The 15,836-nt window shown below is 40.2% G+C and carries 13 protein-coding genes; 2 read left to right on the top strand and 11 right to left on the bottom strand.

The features are described 5' to 3' along the window. Positions 1–3: 3 nt before the first annotated feature. The gene (gene nrdE / locus IGI38_RS01730) at positions 4–2,163 is read left to right on the top strand and encodes a class 1b ribonucleoside-diphosphate reductase subunit alpha (RefSeq protein WP_438725947.1); all 2,160 of its coding nucleotides are present in this window, start codon (positions 4–6) and stop codon (positions 2,161–2,163) included. A gap of 79 nt (positions 2,164–2,242) precedes the next feature. Next, a complete protein-coding gene (gene nrdF, locus IGI38_RS01725; protein ID WP_438725945.1) occupies positions 2,243–3,208 on the top strand; it encodes a class 1b ribonucleoside-diphosphate reductase subunit beta in 966 nt (321 codons plus the stop codon). A gap of 193 nt (positions 3,209–3,401) precedes the next feature. On the opposite strand, the gene IGI38_RS01720 is transcribed toward nrdF, so the two are convergent. The 11 genes from IGI38_RS01720 to IGI38_RS01670 all read right to left on the bottom strand — a co-directional run bounded on the left by IGI38_RS01720 (position 3,402) and on the right by IGI38_RS01670 (position 15,770). Continuing rightward, positions 3,402–5,885, bottom strand: a complete 2,484-nt coding sequence (locus tag IGI38_RS01720; RefSeq protein WP_438725943.1) for an ABC transporter permease — start codon at positions 5,883–5,885, stop codon at positions 3,402–3,404. After that, on the bottom strand, positions 5,886–6,545 hold the full coding sequence (locus IGI38_RS01715; RefSeq protein ID WP_438725941.1) for an ABC transporter ATP-binding protein: 660 nt from the start codon (positions 6,543–6,545) through the stop codon (positions 5,886–5,888). A 248-nt stretch (positions 6,546–6,793) separates the two neighbouring features. Then, positions 6,794–7,921, bottom strand: a complete 1,128-nt coding sequence (locus tag IGI38_RS01710) for a sensor histidine kinase (protein WP_438725939.1) — start codon at positions 7,919–7,921, stop codon at positions 6,794–6,796. Continuing rightward, positions 7,894–8,568, bottom strand: coding sequence for a response regulator transcription factor (locus IGI38_RS01705; RefSeq protein ID WP_438725937.1), 675 nt, complete (start codon positions 8,566–8,568; stop codon positions 7,894–7,896). The genes IGI38_RS01710 and IGI38_RS01705 overlap by 28 nt, the downstream gene beginning before the upstream one ends. A 116-nt stretch (positions 8,569–8,684) precedes the next feature. Next, the gene (locus IGI38_RS01700) at positions 8,685–9,389 is read right to left on the bottom strand and encodes an MgtC/SapB family protein (RefSeq protein ID WP_438725935.1); all 705 of its coding nucleotides are present in this window, start codon (positions 9,387–9,389) and stop codon (positions 8,685–8,687) included. 73 nt (positions 9,390–9,462) lie between these two features. After that, positions 9,463–10,170, bottom strand: a complete 708-nt coding sequence (locus IGI38_RS01695; protein ID WP_438725933.1) for a pseudouridine synthase — start codon at positions 10,168–10,170, stop codon at positions 9,463–9,465. 93 nt (positions 10,171–10,263) lie between these two features. Continuing rightward, positions 10,264–10,890: a CatB-related O-acetyltransferase gene (locus tag IGI38_RS01690; protein WP_438730233.1), complete on the bottom strand. Its 627-nt coding sequence runs from the start codon at positions 10,888–10,890 to the stop codon at positions 10,264–10,266. Positions 10,891–11,216: 326 nt separating this feature from the next. After that, entirely contained in the window at positions 11,217–11,918 is a 702-nt protein-coding gene (gene nagB / locus IGI38_RS01685; RefSeq protein WP_438725931.1) for a glucosamine-6-phosphate deaminase, read from the bottom strand. Positions 11,919–12,111: 193 nt separating this feature from the next. Then, entirely contained in the window at positions 12,112–13,251 is a 1,140-nt protein-coding gene (locus IGI38_RS01680; RefSeq protein ID WP_438725929.1) for a mannitol-1-phosphate 5-dehydrogenase, read from the bottom strand. A 1-nt stretch (position 13,252) separates the two neighbouring features. Next, on the bottom strand, positions 13,253–13,690 hold the full coding sequence (locus IGI38_RS01675; protein WP_438725927.1) for a PTS sugar transporter subunit IIA: 438 nt from the start codon (positions 13,688–13,690) through the stop codon (positions 13,253–13,255). Positions 13,691–13,718: 28 nt separating this feature from the next. Further along, entirely contained in the window at positions 13,719–15,770 is a 2,052-nt protein-coding gene (locus tag IGI38_RS01670) for a BglG family transcription antiterminator (RefSeq protein WP_438725925.1), read from the bottom strand. Between the last annotated feature and the right edge of the window lie 66 nt (positions 15,771–15,836).

The following is a 15,836-nucleotide window of genomic DNA, read 5'->3' as shown; positions in this document are numbered from 1 at the left end:
GAGATGAGTTTAAAAGACCTAGGTGAAGTATCTTACTTCAAATTGAATAATGAGATCAACCGTCCAGTAAATGGACAGATTCCATTGAATAAAGACAAAGAAGCGTTAACTGCCTTTTTCAAAGAAAACGTTGAACCAAATACCCGTACATTTTCATCTGTACAAGAAAAAATCGACTATTTAATAGAAGAAGACTTTTTAGAAGCAGCGTTTATTGCAAAATATACCCCTGCTTTTATCGAAAAACTCTTTAATTATTTAGCAGATCAAAAATTTACATTTAAATCATTTATGGCGGCCTATAAATTTTACTCGCAATATGCCTTGAAAAACAATGCAGGCACTGAGTATTTAGAAAGCTATGAAGACCGTGTCGCTTTCAACGCCTTGTATTTTGCGAATGGTGATGAGAAATTAGCTCTGTCATTGGCTGATGAAATGATCCACCAACGTTATCAACCAGCAACCCCGTCTTTTTTAAATGCTGGTCGTAAACGCCGCGGAGAATTAGTCTCTTGTTTCTTGATCCAAGTGACCGATGATATGAACAGCATCGGCCGCTCCATCAATTCAGCCCTGCAATTGTCACGAATCGGCGGCGGTGTAGGGATCAATTTATCTAACTTGCGTGAAGCTGGCTCACCAATCAAAGGTTATGATGGTGCAGCAAGCGGTGTTGTTCCAGTCATGAAATTATTCGAAGACAGTTTCTCTTATTCTAACCAATTAGGTCAACGTCAAGGTGCTGGGGTTGTTTACTTAGATGTTTTCCATCCAGATATTGAGATGTTCTTGTCTGCCAAAAAAGAGAACGCCGATGAAAAAATCCGCGTGAAGACTCTCTCTCTTGGTGTGACAGTACCAGATAAATTTTATGAATTAGCTCGTAAAAATGAAGATATGTATTTATTCAGCCCTTATGGTGTCGAACGTGAATACGGTGTGCCTTATTCTTATGTCGATATCACTAGGGAATATGACAATTTAGTCGCAAACCCAAATATTCGCAAGAAAAAAATTCGTGCTCGTGATCTCGAAAATGAAATTTCTAAATTGCAACAAGAATCTGGTTACCCATATATCATCAACATTGATACAGCCAATCGTGCGAACCCAGTTGATGGAAAAATTGTCATGAGTAATCTTTGTTCTGAGATTCTCCAAGTTCAGACCCCTTCTACCATCAATGGTCGTCAGGAATATGACGTGCTAGGTACTGATATTTCATGTAACCTTGGTTCCACAAATATCGTCAACTTGATGGAAAGTCCTGATTTTGGTCAATCTGTTCGAACGATGGTTCGTGCATTAACCTTTGTAACAGACGAGTCAGATATCGAAGTGGTTCCTTCCATTCAAAATGGCAATAACTTGAATCACACGATCGGTTTAGGGGCGATGGGATTACACAGCTTCTTCGCAAAACACCTAATGGCGTATGGTTCTGAGGAATCTATCGACTTTACCAATATTTATTTCACTTTGTTAAACTATTGGACGTTAATGGAAAGTAATGAACTGGCGAAAGAACGTAAGACCGTCTTCCATAACTTTGAAAAATCGGCTTATGCGGATGGTTCATATTTCGATAAATACACCACTGGTGAATTTGCACCAAAAACAGCTAAAGTCAAAGAAATCTTCAAGGATATCTTTGTTCCAACTGCCGAAGATTGGCAAGCATTAAAAGAAGCGGTTCAAAAAGACGGCTTGTATCACCAAAATCGTTTAGCTGTTGCACCGAATGGTTCGATTTCTTATATCAATGATACCAGTGCCAGCTTGCACCCAATCACTCGTTTAATCGAAGAACGTCAAGAAAAGAAAATCGGTAAGATCTATTATCCAGCGCCTTACTTGAATAATGAAACCTTGCCTTACTATACTTCTGCCTACGATATGGATATGAGAAAAGTCATTGATGTTTATGCGACAGCTCAGCAACATATCGATCAAGGAATGAGTTTGACGCTATTTATGCGTTCTGAAATTCCTGACGGGTTATACGAATGGAAAAAAGAAAGCAAACAAACAACACGTGATTTGAACATTTTACGTAACTATGCCTTCTATAAAGGTTGTAAATCTATTTATTATGTTCGGACCTTTACAGACGATGCTGAAGAAATCGGCTCAAATCAATGTGAAAGCTGCGTAATCTAAAAAAGGCTGTTCCCTCTCGGACCGAAGTCCGAGAGGGAATGCTATGCGTGATTATATACTTACCTTAGGAGGAATATCCATGGCAGAAACTTATTATGAAGCCATTAACTGGAATGAGATCGAAGACGTCATCGATAAATCGACGTGGGAAAAACTAACCGAACAATTTTGGTTGGATACACGAATTCCATTGTCCAATGACTTAGACGATTGGCGCAAACTATCCGATTTAGAAAAGCAAACCGTGGGGTACGTATTCGGTGGGCTGACTTTATTGGACACCGTTCAATCAGAAAGCGGAATGGATCAGCTGCGTGAAGACGTTCGCACGCCTCACGAAGAAGCAGTACTAAACAATATCCAATTCATGGAATCTGTTCATGCAAAAAGCTATTCATCGATTTTCAGTACATTAAATACGAAAACTGAAATCAACGAAATTTTTGAATGGACCAATACGAATCCATACTTGCAAAAGAAAGCGGAGCGAATCAACGAAATTTATAAAAACGGGACTCCGTTAGAAAAGAAAATCGCTAGCGTTTTTCTAGAGACCTTCCTGTTTTATTCAGGCTTTTATACACCGCTTTATTATCTAGGAAATAATAAATTGGCTAACGTAGCGGAAATTATTAAACTGATCATCCGTGACGAATCTGTTCATGGAACCTATATCGGATACAAATTCCAACGCGGTTTCAACGAACAGCCGGAAGAGGAACAAGAACGTTTGAAAGAATGGATGTATGATTTATTGTATGAATTGTACGAAAATGAAGAACGGTACACGGAAGAATTATATGATGAAATCGGCTGGACCGAAGAAGTAAAAACCTTCTTACGCTATAATGCCAATAAAGCATTGATGAATCTTGGTATGGACCCGCTCTTCCCGGATACTGCCGATGATGTCAATCCGATTGTGATGAACGGCATCTCTACTGGAACAAGCAACCACGACTTCTTCTCGCAAGTCGGCAATGGTTACTTGCTTGGTCAAGTAGAAGCTATGAACGATGATGATTATTTGATTGGTTTAGAATAAAAGTGACATCAAAAAAGAGGTTGTGACAGAAGTGGTCAGCTTCAAGAAATAAGAAGGAATTTCCGAATGCTAGCTCTGCTTAGTGAAACTTAGCAGTAACTGTATGCGTAGCTTGCGAAGAAGAAGCTACTTCTGACACACCGTTTGTTCGGAAAAAGGAACTGCGACAAGACTTTTGTCACAGTTCCTTTTTTTATTCTGAAGCCTGAATTCGTTTAATGACAGTCTCTTTATTAACGATTGTGGTTGTCGCATAGGTAAGAATCAACTGTACAACGACGACCAGCACTACCATCAGTGCGACTTGAAGCAACGGGTATTGATAGATTTTTATTTGCATCAGTGCGTGGCTTTCAGCATACAGATAGACTAGATATCCTAAGATACTGCCGATTCCGACTCCCAGTAAAAGTATTCCACCGGCGTAAACCAATCCTTCCGTTTGAAGCATCCGTTTCATCTGCCGGTTGGACATCCCAATTGCCTGCATCACACCCAGTTCTTTTTTTCGACTAAGAATACTATCAATCGTTGTATTGATCAGATTCATGATTCCAACAATCGCAAGAACTAACATAATAGCATACCCCGCACCAGTCATCATTTGCAGTGCACCTTCCCACTGCGCCAAAATTTCTTCATAACTCTTTAAATTGAAAAGCTCATTTGCTTCTACAATACTCTCGATTGCTGGCTTGATTGTCTCGGTTTGTCCTTTAGCAGCTTTGATGTTGATGTAATAGGTCAAATTATTTTTTGACAGTTTTTTTATTGCCTCGTTACTCATTAAGAAATTATCATAGCCGCTAATTGATTCCGCGAAATCTCCGCCGGCAATAACCTTCATGTCTTTTTCAAAGGAACGTTTCCCATCAAAAAACTTGAATGTCAGCGTATCACCAATCTTTATCTCTGGATAATTCGCCATCACATAACCTGTAGCGACCACTTTATCACCAGAGTCTAACTCATCATAAGTAGCGCTGCCTTCGTTGATATCCCTTTTAATCAGATCCATTTGATTTTTTGAAATACCGCCGATTGATAATCCCATTGGTTTGTTTGCGCCACTTTCTTTGATCGCTGGTATTTCTCCAGTGATTGATTGGAACGCCTCCACTTTTTCAACACCTTTGACTGCTTTGATCTGATTGATCATCTCTGCATTCAGAGGATTGTTCTGCTGGATAGCTGTCCACTCAAGATCCGGCCGCATTTTATCGCCGCTTTTTGATGCGATATTCAATCGATAATCCTCTGCAATCGAATCCCGAGCTATCTGCTGTGGATTCATACAGCTAAACACAGTCGAAATGACTACGAATAAAATTCCGATCATTCCTAATGAAAAGATCGTAATTAATGTCCCTTTTTTATTTCGAGATAGATTTGCATTAACTAAGCGTCGCAGATCCAGATTAATAAATCCCTTACGTTGTTTTTTCTTCTTGCCTTGCGCTTGTCCGGTATAGCGCATCGCCTCTACGGGCATGATTTTACTCGCTTGCCGCATTGGTTTGAGAGAAGCTAAGATAACTGTCAGTAAGGTGACACCTACAGTCATTCCTATTATCCAAGGGAGAATCAAGGATACCTCGCCATTTTCTAAAACTTCTCGCATAATCTTAGTGGTCGCGATCTCGTTTTGGATCGTGGACATCAGCCGGAAGAAAACGAGTTTTACAGTAGCAATTCCGATCAACAATCCAAGTGGGATCGAAATCCCCGCCACGATCAAATTTTCTCTTAAAATAATTTGACGCATCTGTCTTTTGGTTGCTCCCAGCGCCGCTAATTTCCCGAATTCTTGAACCTTATTAATCAAGGACACATAATAAATACTATAAATTGTTAACGCTCCCGCAATCAAAATGATTCCTACAATGATCGCCATCCCTGAATAAAAGGCAGGGTCAACATAATTCGCAAAAATGTAGTCGCCATTTTCGACGATATTATTTTCAGTTACATCAAAATTCTTGCCAATTTGTTTCACTTGATCCTTGATGGCATCTGTGGAAGTAGCCGCTTCCTTATTCAAGCGAATCATCATCCGATAACTACGCTGGTTCTTTGGAATGACCTCATTCATAAACTCTTTTGAAACCAACATCGAAAAGATCTTTCGATCATTTTGGTTTTTTCCATCAGGTGAGAAGCCTGTTAAGCGAAAAGACCTTTCCTGCTGCAGGCCCATGCCGTCCTCATCATAAATCTGTATCGGAACGTTGATCGTATCCCCAACTTTAGCGGCCGGGTACCCCAGTTCCTTCAAAGCGTTACGAGAAAGAACTGCGTCATTGCCCTTTTTAGGGGCATATCCTTTGGTAAACGTCTGTTTAGCTAATTTCTGAGCATCCTGATCTAAGTAGCTGATGAGAATATAGTCTTTTTCATTTAACACAGACTCTCCGACATCTTGACGCACTCCGTATTCGCTGATCGTTTCATGCTGGGCGATTTTCTCTTTGTTTTCTTCAGAAACTTCACGATACATCGCATGCCATGTTGGATAAACTTTGTTAACGGCCGCATTCTGAACATTTACCACGCCTAACCCGATCGAAGTGATCAAGAAAACCAGCACACTGGTCAAAATGATCGCAATACCAGATAATAGATTTTTTCCTTTATGATACTTAGTATTCGCCAAGGCTACTTTACTTGTCATCTTCATTTAGATCACCCGCCCATCTTCAATGTGGACGATGTGATCGGCCGTCTGCGCAATCCCTTCATCATGAGTGATCATGATTAATGTTTGACCAAATTTTTCCACCGATCGTTTTAATAATGACATCACTTCTAATTCCGTTTTGGTATCTAAGTTCCCTGTCGGCTCATCTGCTAAAATGATGGCCGGCTCTGCTGCGATCGCACGAGCAATGGCCACACGTTGCTGCTGTCCGCCAGAAAGCATACTCGGTAACGCTTTTTTCCGATCATTCAATCCGATCGTCGTTAACAGTTCTTCAATAAACGCGGTATTTACTTTTCGATTATCTAGACCGATCGGTAAAACGACATTTTCCCAGACATTCAATGATGGAATTAAATTGTAATTCTGGAAAATAAAGCCAATTTTCTGACGGCGAAAAACAGCTAATTGCTCATCCTTCATACGAAAAACATTTTTTCCATCAATAATTACCTGTCCTGTATCAGGTCGATCCAACCCGCCAATCAAATTGAGCAAGGTACTTTTACCTGAACCTGATTTACCAACGATTGCAACAAAATCACCTTTTTCTACTTCTAAGTCGATATAGTCAACCGCCTTTACAATTGAATTCCCGTCGTTATAATGTTTTACTAAATCCCTAATTGTTAAAATCATTTTTTGTCTCCCTCTTTCCTGCTCTCGTTTATTTCTATACTCTTAGTATAAAAAAGAACCCTTGCAGGATTCTTTCAGCGAACATAACAATTTTGTAAGAAAGAACGAAAGGAGTGTTGAACTCGTTCTGCTTATTGCTTGAGCAAGTTGGCAGGATAACTTCTGACCTAAATAAACGCTGGGGACGCCAGCTTAGCAGCTTCAAACCGGATCGCCTTCTTCATACGTGCATAAATTCAGACAAGAAATTAGGCTAACGGCAAGGTCAACTGAAAATTTGCTCCTTGAGGTTGGCGTCGTTTCACTAGAACGGTTCCGCCCTGTTCCTCAATAATCTTCCGAGTAAGATACAGCCCAACCCCCGAGCCTTCGACAGACTCGCTATTTTTTCCACGATAGAACCGCTGGTAGATTCTATTTTGTTCCTCAGCAGGAATTCCTGGTCCCTGATCTTTGATCTCTATTAAGATATAGGTTATTAATGATGACGTTTGAACGTTGACCGTTGTTTTCTCTGGTGAATACTTGATCGCATTTTCTAAAATATTGCCCAAAGCCTCTAACGTCCATTTTTCATCTACCAGAACAGAGAAATCCTCTGATAATTCAACCTCCAGCTCAATTTCTTTTTCGACAGCCTTCATGATCACACTATTCACTGCTTGATTGAGCAGCTGCTGCAAAGAACATGCCTGTGGACGTAACTGGATCAAGTCTGTTTCCAATTGCGAGATTTTTCCTAAGCCGTCCAACATTAGGCCTAACTTATTAATCTGCACCTCTGCTTGATCTGCAAATTTTCTTCGTTCTTGCTCTTCATATTTCTCTGAAAGAGCAATGTCTAAACTTAATTTCAATGAAGCAACGGGAGTCTTTAATTGGTGTGTAATGTCAGTAATACTGGATTTTAAATCGCCCTCTTCACGCTGACTCCGCTGCAGCATCAACTCATTATAGGCAATCGTTTCTTCATAATCACTAGTTCTCTCCTCCAGTCGCTTATGAATCATTCGTTTTTCGCGCACGAACCAAAAGAAGAGCAGTGAAAGAACAAGCCAACATACACTAAATACGACTAAATTACGAAAAATGAACGCATCTACTATGTGAGATAGACTCATTTTGCCTAACAACCCGTATTTTTCCTCCAGCTCTTTTCCTTCCATTACTAATTCAGCCGTTTTTACTTCATCAAAACCTTTGATCAGCTTTGCTTCAGAAAATGACTTCTCTTTATTTATAAGTGCTAAAGTTGCTTGCTGGTCTTGCTGAAGCTCAGAACCCATCTTTAGATTCTGAACAATAAACAGTGCAAAAAAAATCGCGGAAAACAAAACATAGCACAGGATTATTTTTTTTGAACGTCGTTGATCCATAAATACCCCACTCCTCGAACTGTTTTGATCCGCTCTTTCCCGATTTTCTGACGTAAACGGCTGATATTGACTGATACCGTATTCGTATCAACAAAATCACCCTTTGTATCCCAAATTTGATCCAATAATTGATCCGCCGATAAAATCTGTTTTGGATTCTCCATAAAGAGGATCAGTAATTGGATCTCTGTCTTACTTAAAGGCAAAACTTTATCATGCAGTTTCACTCTCATCTCAGTCAAAGATACCGATAACTCGCCAGAAACTAATTCTTGCCCTTGATTGCGCACCACACGTTTCATTAGCGCCTGTACTTTAGAAACCAATACCATTAAACTAAAAGGTTTCGTCATATAGTCATCTGCTCCATGAACATATCCGCTGACGATATCGTGTTCTTGGTTATAAGAAGTCAGCATCAAAATCAAAACATTCGACTGTTCCCGGATCGTTTGGCAAAACTCCAAGCCGCTGCCATCCGGCAAAGAGAGATCACTGATAACCAAGTCTATCTCATTTTTCTGGAAGGCCTGTTCCGCGGTAGCAATATCAAAACAAGCCGCCACCTCATATCCTTCTCTGGTCAGGCACAATTGAATCCCGTTATTCAAATTTGTATCATCTTCTAACAAAAGAATTTTCCCCATTTTTTCCTCCAGCTGTTGTTCTTATTATTAACTGTATCAATGAACATCATGCCTGACAATAAAACTTTAAAGAAAAAAGAAGATAAAATCATCATTAGACGATTCTACCTTCCTTATTAGACATTGATCATACGAAGCTTGGTGATGTTCTTATACATCGAAAGATCCTCAATCACATCCGTGTAATTCATCCCGCGCGGCAGATCGATCGTGTAGACATTTGTATAGATCCGATAATCATCCATAAAATCCACATCGAAATCGACATCTTCTACTTCGATTCTTTTACTCTCAAAATAATTCATGATAAATTCTTTGGTTGCCTCACGATGAATATAACGAATCTCCAGTTTCTTGATGGCATTAATTTTGATGATCCGTTTAACCACAGTCAAGGCCAACATAATCCCAACAAAGCTGCAGATTGCGATCGTATAATACCCCATCCCAATAGCAATCCCCAATCCAGCCCCGGCCCAGATCGAAGCCGCGGTCGTTAGCCCTTTGACTGAGCGATTGCTGACCATGATCGTTCCAGCTCCAAGAAAACCGATCCCGCTAACAACTTGTGCGATCAAACGAGCTTCATCTGCCCGAACAACGCCGACAAACTCCGGCTTAGCAGCCGCATATCGTAATGCTTGGTCAGCAATCTCTACTTGGATCAGCGCAATAATAGTCGCTCCCATACAAACCAAGATATGTGTCCGAATGCCTGCAGGACGATTCTTGTATTCTCGTTCAATTCCGATGGCGCCGCCCATGATCATGGCCAAAAATAATCGCAGCGTAATTTCATAAACTGATAATTTCAAATCCATCTGTGCACCGCCTCCTGCTCCATCAATAGCTCTTCTCTTTCAGTATAGCACGCTCAAGAAAAAAGGGAGTCTCTTAACCTTTTAGTGCTCGCAATTCATCCTCTGATAAAGAACGATACGTCCCTTTAGCCAAATCTTGCGGTAAACTCACTTTCCCCATACGGATTCTCTTTAAATAAGTCACTTCTTTCCCGCAAGATTTGACCATTCGTTTAACCTGATGAAATTTCCCTTCATGTAAAACGATTCGAACTTTTGATAAGCCCTCCATGACTTCATCAATCACTAATTCCGCCGGTAGAGTTAACTCGCCATCTAAAGGAATCCCGTCAGCAAACCGTTGTTGATCCGCTGAAGTCATTACCCCGCTGACTTCAGCGAAGTATTCCTTCTCTACGTGTTTCTTCGGAGATAATAAGTCATGGGCCAGCTTGCCATCATTTGTAATCAACAAAAGACCCTCAGTATCCTTATCCAATCGCCCTACTGGAAAAAGATCACTGCGATAATCACTTGCTGAAAATAAATCCATCACTGTCTGATCACGAGCGTCCTCCGTTGCACTCACCACACCCGCTGGTTTATGTAATAAGTAATAATAAAACTCCTGATAATGCAGTACCTCACCTTGAAAAATTATACGGTCCTTCTCCGGATCAACTTGCTTTTTATCCGATTTCTCGAGCTGCTCATTGACCGTGATCTGTCCTTTTTTAATCAGCTGTTTGACTTCCTTGCGGCTGCCCAAACCTACCTCTGCCAAAAATTTATCTAAACGCATACTAGCCTCCGTCTAACTTTTCTAATTTTCACTATAGCCAAAGGTTGAAAAAGAAGCAAGCCCAGTCAAATTCATGACTGAGCTTTAACACACTTAATCCACTAATTGATCAATATCGCCATTCTTCAAATAGGGAATCGCGTGCCGGATTTTTTCATAGGGCCAGTCCCACCATTTAATCCGCTGCAATTTCTGAATCGTCGCGGAATCAAAACGCGGCTTAATTTCCTTCGCCGGTATACCGCCGACCACACTATAAGCTGGAACATCCTTGGTCACAACTGATTTTGCTCCAATGATCGCACCATCCCCAATCGTGACCCCAGACAAAATAGTTGCTTCGTAACCGATCCATACGTCATTTCCGATTACAATATCGCCTTTGTTGTCCCAAGCCGACGTCACCTGCTCTTTGTCCAACTGCCATTCCTCATAAAACAATGGAAAAGTATAGGTAGAAAGCCCCGACTGCCGATGATTCGCACTATTAAAAATAAAGGTCGCACCACAAGCGATCGAACAAAATTTACCAATAATTAATTGATCCTTATTGATAGGATACTGATACAATACATTATTTCGTTCAAACTCACGAGGATCATTACGAAAGTCATTATAGATGGTGTACTCACCTACCGAAATAGCTGGTCGTGTGATTGCTTCCTTCAGATATATTGTCTCATTATCATTACTTCTAGGATAAAGCTTTTCTGCTGGAATAGTTTTTCACTCCTCGTATTTTAGTTCATACCGTCAACGACCATTCCAGCCTAAACAATGCACCTTCTCATAGATTCACGCTCCTAACTGCGTCCTATTTTCTTATTACTAGTATCACACCGATCAAATCCGGTCCTAATAAAAAAAGTGGAGCTGTGACAAAAGTTTTGTCACAGCTCCCTTTTCCCCAATAATCGGTGTTTCAGAAGCAAGTTCTTCTTCTCAAGCTTCGCATACAGTTACTGCTACGTTTCACTAAGCAGAACTAGCATTCGGAAATAAGCCGGCTAACTACTTCTGTCACACCCTCATTAGAGTACTATTTTTTATAATTTGCTTGCTGCGTCTTCATCAATAATGACTGTTACGTCAGCATGTTTTTGTAAGATACTTGCAGGAACATCTGTTGTTACTGCACCTTCGATCATATCTTTGATTGCATCAGCTTTGTCTGTACCAAAAGCCATCAATAAGATTTTCTTGCTTTGCATGATTGAACCAATCCCCATTGACAACGCATGAGTTGGCACATCTTCTACTTTATCGAAGTTGCGTTTGTTCGCTTCGATCGTTGATTCAGTTAGTTCAACTACATGAGTGGTTACATCAAATGATGTTCCAGGTTCGTTAAATCCGATATGCGCATTACGGCCGATTCCTAATACTTGTAAATCGATAGGATGATCAGCGATCACGCCATCGTAACGTTTGCATTCAGCAGCTAAATCTTCTGCCTTGCCCTTTGGTACGAAAGTTTCTTTAAATGGTTTTTTGTTGAATAATTGATCATTCATGAAGTAACGGTAGCTTTGTACATCGTCACCTGCTAATCCTACATATTCATCTAAGTTTACAGAAGTCATTTCTGAAAAATCTAAATCACTAGAAGTCATTTCTTGATATAAAGTTTCAGGTGTACTGCCTGTTGCAAGACCTAATACTTTTACGCCGTTTTCCATTCCATCTTTGATGATTTCAAATGCTTTTTTTCCGCCTTCATTGGCATCTTTCACACGAATTACTTTCATGGGTAAACGCTCCTTTATCAATTTGGTATACACCAATTTTAACACCACTCAACGAATTTTTCAACAAAAAAGTCTAGACCAAAAAATTAAATTTTTATCATTCCATCGTAGGTTCATTATCCCCAATTTCTTTGGAAACGTAAAGCTAAAAAAAGCCCAGCGCGGAATTTCCACCACGCTGGGAGCGATAATCTTATTTTTGATATCTTGCAGATATTTCTGCGATTAACGCATCGTCTTTTAAATCCGTTACTTGCTGGATTACTTCTGCGACCGATTTTTCTTTTAAGAACCCCTGTAATTCAACACTTTGTTCATCATTTGGATCATCGTAGTTCAAGACCATCGTCACGACATCAACTAAATTCGTGTAATCTAATCCACGTTCTTTTAACTCACGAATTGGTCGAATAAAGCGTTCGTCAAAACCGAGTTTGCGAATCGGTGTCCGAGCAACACGGCTGATACTGTCTGAAATATATTTATTTTCAAAGCGACTGACGATTTTATCGATATAAGCTAAGTGCTTTTCTTGATCGAAATTCCATTTGTTGATCAACAGGCTGCCTGTTTCACCAAGAACTGCCCGCAATTTTTCTAGAACCCGCTTATCAGCAATTGCTTCATCGATGGTCTTGTATCCTTCATAAGCACCCGTATAAGCAACTGTCGCATGTCCGGTGTTCACAGAAAACAGCTTCCGTTCAATATAGGGTTCTAAATCTTCTACATATTCCACATCATTGAGGCGCAACTCATTATTTTTGCTTTGCGTTGCATCGATCACCCATTCACTGAAAGGCTCCACAGATACAAATAATGGATCTTCATGATGTTGAATCGGTACGATACGATCGACTGCTGCATTAGGGAATCCGATATATTGTTCAACATATGCCTTGTCCTCATCAGATAAGAACGCTTGAACCTTTTCAAATAAGAATTGGCTGCCGCCGATCATATTTTCACACGCCACTACATCTAATGGTGCCGTATTGCCTTCACTGCGGCGCTTTTGGATGCCTTTAGCAATCAACTCTGCGATAAATGGTAAAATGTTTGGACCAATGGCTGTCGTTACGATATCTGCCTTGCTGACTGAATCAATCACCGCTTCTGGATTGGTCTGATTATTAAGCCCATCCACATTCTCAACATGAATCTCCTTTTGACTTTCATCAGCTAACTGAATCGTGTATTCATTTCGTTCATTCAACGCATTGATGATTGTTTCATTGATATCGACAAAATCAATCGAAAAACCATTTTTCGCTAAAATCTCTCCAATAAATCCACGGCCAATATTTCCGGCACCAAAGTGTGTTGCTTGCATCCTATTCTACCTCCTGAAGATAGCCAATGACTTCTTCTTTTGTTTTTGCATCTGCTAATTTAACTACATTTTCAACATCTGAACAAAAAATCGCAATCTTTTGTAAAATATCCAAATGCTCATTTTCGATTCCAGCGATACCAAATAGCACCATCGCCACATCTTCGGTATCATCTTTCCCAAAGTGAACGCCCGTTGGGACTTGGATCACTGAAATACCGCTCTTTTTCACGAAACGTTTCGCTTCGTCTGTTCCATGAGGGATCGCGATAAAGTTTCCCATATAAACAGAAACCAATTCGTTTCTTTCGATCATGGCATCAATATAGCCTTCTTCTACGCACCCAGCATCCACTAGCAGCTGCCCACTCGCGCGAATCGCGTCTTCCTTGTTCGCATATTCCTGATCTAACAAAATCATTTCTGGTTGTAATTCCATTCTATTTCCCTCCCGGCTTTTTTTCTCGCTAATTTTCTCGAATCTCTTTAACAAATAAAGAACTCAACAGTTGATAAATGATTTCCTTATTCCCAAATTTATAGATTTCAGTATTCAGATCGCTTTCGATCACTGAACTGCTGATTTTTCCTAACAAGCTTTGTTGACTTTCCGGCATTGGATCTGGCGCCAATAAAAGCAAAACACGTGTTAATTCAATACTTTTTTTATCCATTCCTTGAATCAAAAATTTCTGATCCAGATCATAAATAGTAAACAATGGTTCTTTGACATGAAGATCAGCACAATGGAATAAAGCGAAATTGGTTTTCGGAATTCCGATGGGTGCTACTAAATAGCGTTGAATGACTTTTTCTGTAACAGACTTCGCATCTGAAACGATCGTTCCCTGAAGACGCTCAATGATCTCTTCCAACGTCAACTCGATTGTCTCTTTCGCTTCAATCTTCTTTACATCAAAACTCTGTAATAAATTGTTTGCCACCCGCATCGTCTCATAAATTTCATCAAAAGCTTCGCTTGGCTCTTGTTCCGGTTCATCAGTCATTTCAATCACTTTTTCAGGATGCAGAGTCTGGATGTATTCCTTGATTTCTTTGATCTCATCATCCAGCAATAATGGCGAAATCACTTTATAAGGCAGATGAAATCCTGGTAGAAAGACAGTCGCCAAAATTAAATCATAACTCTTATAATCCAGTTGATTCATCTCAGAAATTTTTGCTACTTGAATTTTTTCAATCTCCGTCAAATACTTATGAATGCGACTCTCTAAGATACGCGCCGTGCCGATTCCGCTGGAACATAAAACCAAAGCGGAAAGTGCACGCCCACTTGGATGACGTTCTAACGATGTAGCAAAGTGAATCACCACATAGCCTAATTCGTCTGCGGTAAATTGATGATCCGGAAAAACAACCGCCAATTCTTTGATGATTGCTGTCGTTAATTCTTGATACTTGTCACGAATTTTTTGTAATAACGGATTGTTGGCCCCTTGGATGACAGTCAGGTTTCGTTTCAGTGCCGCCGACATATGGGCAGATAAGTCATTAAAAAGCTGTTCATCCTTGCGAAAATCGACTCCCGTCGTCTCCGATACTAAACGAATCAATTCCTTGATCTTGTACGAAAGCTCGACATCAAAGCTGTCGATAAAAATATTTTGCGGTTTCTTATAGTTGACACCTTCTAGTTGGAAGGCAAAGAAACGGACCTCTTGTGGTGGAATCGATTTTTTGATTGTTGTGGCCACTTTGATCATGACCTGACTAGCAATTTGCATACTTTCAGGCTTGGCCTTATTCTCTTGCTCCACTTCAACGAATCGACCTTGTGCTATTCGATCGATTGATAGCGCCAATAAAATCAATACACGTTGTAATTGGTTATCTGTCACTTGCTCAAAGGCCTGCTGAGAAATCTGTTCAAAAATTGAGCGGGCTAATAATAAACTAGACTGACTCAATAAATTTAAAAAGAAATCTTCTGTTGTTGTCTCAGCTTCATCCAGTAAATCAATGAAATGAAAGAAATCAAATTCACTCACACCGTTATAGATTAAATTACTTAATAACTGACGGCGTTGCTTTTCGCGTCCTGCTATCTTAATCCCTCGGCCCTTTAGTCGTAGCAGCTCTAAACGATAATCGATTAAACTTTTTTCGATTGCTGCAAGATCAGAAGTGATCGTAGCCGGACTGACTTTAAAATCAATTGCTAAGCCTTCGATCGTCGCTTCTTCATCCATCAGCAACAATGAGCAGACGATCGCACTCTGACGTTGAACATTGTCAGTAAACAACTCTGCCTGCTTCTCGCCTAACTGCTGCTGCAGCCGTTCCAAGCTCAATGTTTCGCCCAGAATACGATAGCCTTCGCCGCGAGGTTTGATGATCTGGATATCCTGCGATTTAATCGTTTTTTCAATACTTGAAATCTCACGATAAATTGTTCGCTTGCTGACCTGCAAAATATCTTGCAGCTCCTCCGGCGTAATGCCATTGGGATATTCTAATAAAAGGGAAAGTATCTTTTTTTCGCGAACCGAAAAATACACAATATCTCCTCCAATAATTTCAAAGGGTAAAAGCAGTGAGAATCCTCACTGCTTTAAGAGTAATAC

Origin of the sequence: Enterococcus sp. AZ128 (assembly GCF_051714485.1) — a bacterium.
Taxonomy (GTDB): domain Bacteria; phylum Bacillota; class Bacilli; order Lactobacillales; family Enterococcaceae; genus Enterococcus_A.
The sequence above is the reverse complement of the archived record's forward strand: the minus strand, read 5'-3'. Positions and strand labels throughout refer to the sequence as shown.

What these genes read in the sequence shown, in the direction of transcription:
- nrdE (WP_438725947.1), top strand. Translation starts at nt 4, where the DNA reads ATGAGTTTAAAAGACCTAGGTGAAGTATCTTACTTCAAATTGAATAAT.
- nrdF (WP_438725945.1), top strand. Translation starts at nt 2,243, where the DNA reads ATGGCAGAAACTTATTATGAAGCCATTAACTGGAATGAGATCGAAGAC.
- IGI38_RS01720 (WP_438725943.1), bottom strand. Translation starts at nt 5,885, where the DNA reads ATGAAGATGACAAGTAAAGTAGCCTTGGCGAATACTAAGTATCATAAA.
- IGI38_RS01715 (WP_438725941.1), bottom strand. Translation starts at nt 6,545, where the DNA reads ATGATTTTAACAATTAGGGATTTAGTAAAACATTATAACGACGGGAAT.
- IGI38_RS01710 (WP_438725939.1), bottom strand. Translation starts at nt 7,921, where the DNA reads ATGGATCAACGACGTTCAAAAAAAATAATCCTGTGCTATGTTTTGTTT.
- IGI38_RS01705 (WP_438725937.1), bottom strand. Translation starts at nt 8,568, where the DNA reads ATGGGGAAAATTCTTTTGTTAGAAGATGATACAAATTTGAATAACGGG.
- IGI38_RS01700 (WP_438725935.1), bottom strand. Translation starts at nt 9,389, where the DNA reads ATGGATTTGAAATTATCAGTTTATGAAATTACGCTGCGATTATTTTTG.
- IGI38_RS01695 (WP_438725933.1), bottom strand. Translation starts at nt 10,170, where the DNA reads ATGCGTTTAGATAAATTTTTGGCAGAGGTAGGTTTGGGCAGCCGCAAG.
- nagB (WP_438725931.1), bottom strand. Translation starts at nt 11,918, where the DNA reads ATGAAAGTAATTCGTGTGAAAGATGCCAATGAAGGCGGAAAAAAAGCA.
- IGI38_RS01680 (WP_438725929.1), bottom strand. Translation starts at nt 13,251, where the DNA reads ATGCAAGCAACACACTTTGGTGCCGGAAATATTGGCCGTGGATTTATT.
- IGI38_RS01675 (WP_438725927.1), bottom strand. Translation starts at nt 13,690, where the DNA reads ATGGAATTACAACCAGAAATGATTTTGTTAGATCAGGAATATGCGAAC.